The sequence below is a fragment of the Treponema sp. UBA3813 genome (assembly GCA_002368605.1).
In the GTDB taxonomy this organism is placed as follows: domain Bacteria; phylum Spirochaetota; class Spirochaetia; order Treponematales; family Treponemataceae; genus Treponema_D.
Genome location: DFEB01000070.1, coordinates 1 through 3,395, shown reverse-complemented (window position 1 = coordinate 3,395; position 3,395 = coordinate 1). Strand labels below are relative to the sequence as shown.

General features: G+C 42.9%; 2 protein-coding genes and 1 pseudogene. 2 read left to right on the top strand and 1 reads right to left on the bottom strand.

The window, feature by feature from the left end:
* Positions 1-1,241 (bottom strand): annotated as a pseudogene (locus tag B2089_RS10715) (hypothetical protein); the annotation flags it as partial.
* Between the two features lie 82 nt (positions 1,242-1,323).
* Between B2089_RS10715 and B2089_RS10710 the strand changes: the two are divergent.
* Both B2089_RS10710 and B2089_RS10705 read left to right on the top strand, forming a co-directional pair.
* Positions 1,324-2,520, top strand: coding sequence for a hypothetical protein (locus B2089_RS10710; RefSeq protein ID WP_296687253.1), 1,197 nt, complete (start codon positions 1,324-1,326; stop codon positions 2,518-2,520).
* A gap of 243 nt (positions 2,521-2,763) precedes the next feature.
* The coding region (locus B2089_RS10705; protein WP_296687250.1) for a PD-(D/E)XK nuclease family transposase at positions 2,764-3,395 on the top strand (632 nt) is incomplete at its 3' end.

Sequence of the window (3,395 nt, the reverse complement as noted above, 5' to 3'; positions counted from 1 at the left end):
ATTCCAGCCTTTGTCATAACCTTATGGGCCTGAACATAAATTGCCTTTCGGTTTAGGGCTTTGTCAGCGTACTTATTGTTCACATCATCCGGATACAAAAGCCAAAGCTCGCCAAGTGTAAGACCTGCTTTTTTTTCATTGTCAGCCGTCGGAATCCATGCGCTGTAAAGAGTGTCATTTTTCCCCAGGACATTGAAAAAAGGCTGCCATCTGTTATATTCGGAAGGAAGTGAGTCCAATGTTTTTGTGACAGGATTGTATGCGGCAATATCTCCAGGTTTTGTGAAGAGCAGCTTCGTTCCGTCCCAGAAAAGCGCATCTATAGTCTCCACAGGCTCGCTTCCCGAATACAAAAGCTCACCTCGGTTTTTCGTCCAGTCAAAGCGATAAATGCGGGGAAGATAAGACTGTGAAACAAAAACCTCCGTGACAGGAAATCCGTTCTCATCAGAAAAAACGACAGGGAGGATGTCAGCAATTTCATCCGGGTAAGACTGTGTTTTCATATTCTCAAATCCGCCGTTGCAATCTTTCCAGGTGATTTTTTTTGCATTCGGCATACAATATGAGAATCCAAAAATAGTGTGAGCCATAAATACAACCAAATCCGTCTGGGGAGGAAGAGCCGGAGTCACGGTGCCGTCCGCGTTTTTTACGGCGGGCTTTCCTGTTCCAGAGCGGTTCATGTCACAAACGGCGACCGCTTTGATTCCAGATGTAGAACTCGATGTAGAGCCAAGACATTTCCAATTCGTTCCACCATCGTAAGTGATATATACATCATCTTTTGTGGCAGTAACGAGAATGTTTGGATCAGTGGGATGAACGGCTAGATCTTTGAGTTGAGCCGGCTGTTTTAAAAAAGTCGTATTTTTTCCGTCGTATTGCTTGATTGTGAGAAAAGGCAGACCTTCATTTCTGAAATCAAAAACCGTCAAATCAGAAGAAGAGACGATTCCTTCTGTAGTCAAAAAATACCATCGTACTTTAGAGCTGCTTTTATTCTCGGTGCGGACAATTTTCGAAACTTTTCCACCCTGCCAAAGGGGAATCGCCGTTTTACTGGCAGTAATCTTATACAAGCCGGACTCACTTCCCGCAAGGATAAAATCCGAGGAAGATAAAGCCGCATTTGAGTCAGAAGATTCTGGAAGTCTGTAAATTGAGTTATCCTCGCTTTGGGCTGGCAGAAGACATGAACTTATTGAAATTAAAAAACAAATTGAAAATAAAATGCGCATATCTTCAATATCGGAATTTTTCCTTCCCTAATTCATATAATCTGCACTTGAATTCGGAGTTTTTTTTTTAGATAATGAAAACATGAAAAAAAATAAAGTAATAATACCAATTATATTTATCGCGCTGATTCTTGTTATAGCAGGAATTTTTCTCCTTTCGCCCCAAAAATATACAGTCGCTTTCTATAATATAGGCGAACGACAACAAAAAGGACTTGAAAAAGCTCTCACTCAAATCGCACAGGAAAACTCTCTCTCCATACAATTCATTCAGTATGATTCCGAAAAGAAACTCAGTTCGCAGATTCCATTCGCAAAAAAACCGGCGATTATCTTTACCTCATCAGGCTTTGCCGTAGAAAGTGCCATTGGAAAGGCTTCAAAAAAAGCGGCTCTTCCCAAAGAACTGTCCAAAGGCTTCACTTCTTCAATGACAGGGGCCGTCAAACAGTCAGGCGAAGGCATTACGGCCCTTCCCGTTCTTTCAGGGCATTTCGAACTTGACATCGACACACAGGAATTCAAAAAATCTAAAGTCACAAAAATCAATACATGGGACGATGTAAAAGAATTTATGATTGGCCAAAAGACCTCAAACAATTATCCCATGGTTTTAGCAGGTGCTAACCCAGACTTTTTCCTTGATTTTGTCGGAGCAGTGGCAGAATCCCTTGACGGAGCAGATTCATACAAAGAAGCGGTAAAAACTATTACAGACATTCCCGACCCGGCAAAAGCCGCAAGCGCCCTCTGTGACAAAGCCGCTGCCCCACTCGCTTCTACAGTCGCCCTTCTCAAAGACTTGTACAAACTCGGTCTCATTCATCCTGGCTCATTCGCTTTCACAAATGCAGACATTGAGGCGATGGCATTAAACCGACAGGCGAGCGTGCTCTTTATGAGCCTTGAAAATCACAGGGACATGACCGTAAATTCAATATCCCATTACAGTTCGAGCTACATTCCCTCGGAGCATGGTGCAAATGCAAGAGTCTTCACAGGCAAAATTTACTATGCGGTTCCAATGTACAAGTCAGCACAAAGTGAAAAACTTCTTTCAGCCCTCGTCAGCAAGGCACAGCAAGAACAGCTCAGCCAGGCAACAGGCATAGCTCCAGTTCTCAAACAAAGCCGCACACCTGACAAACAGTCAGATGATGCAAGATTCTGGATTGCGGCAACTACAGTTCCTCTTGCAGGCCTCTCAAATGAAGTTTTTCTCACCAAAGAAGCAAAAATCACCTTGGCCGCAGAAATTGCAAGCCGCATCCGAAATTAGTTTTTTGCACGACATAATCGGCTGCCGCCCTTCCGTGTGCAAGATTTTTAAGCAAAACAGCCCCAGACAGGCTTTATTTTTCCTGCCTGGGGCTGTTTTGTTTAAGGCTTACCTACTTTTTTTAGATATAACAAAAAATTATCGCAAATCACTGCCGAAAATCGATTTTCTCTGCAAATAAATATATAGGGAATTTTGAGGGGAATTCTCGGAATATTTTTTACCCTAAAGGAGAAATGATTTATGGTAAGTAAGTACGCCAGACAGACGCAGCGTCCATCACCGACAGCAATCTTAAATCCACGCTGTGATCCGGTTTTCAAATCAATGTTTACGAAAGGAACAAAGGAATCCGACTTTGCCCTGAAAGATTTCATCTCTACAATTCTGGGACGGAACATCAAAGACATGAAGCTCGTTCCGAACGAAGAACCTGTTGAAATCCTTGACGAAAAAATGATGAGTTTTGATGTCAATGTTACCTTCGATAATGGAGAAAAGGCCGAGCTGGAGATGCAGGGAAGAAATCAGGATTATGATTACGAAAGCCGGGCGGAAATCCACGCTGCGAAACTTCTTGTTTCAAATAACAAGCGGGGGAGCAAGTACGGTGCCGGGAAAGTATACCAGATTTCCGTGGTCAATTTCGAGTTCGACAAAGATGACAATTCTCCTCTGTCGTGGTATGCTATGAGGAAGGACACGGGTGCTCGTCTTGGCGACAGGCTGAATGTAATTTTTCTTGATTTAGTAAAGATTCGCCGCCTGGCAAACACGCCCGTTGAACAGCTTTCAAAAATCGAAAGGTGGGGAATGTATTTCGCACTTGCTGACAATGAAAAGTATCAGTCCTATGTTCGTAAAATCATCGAAAG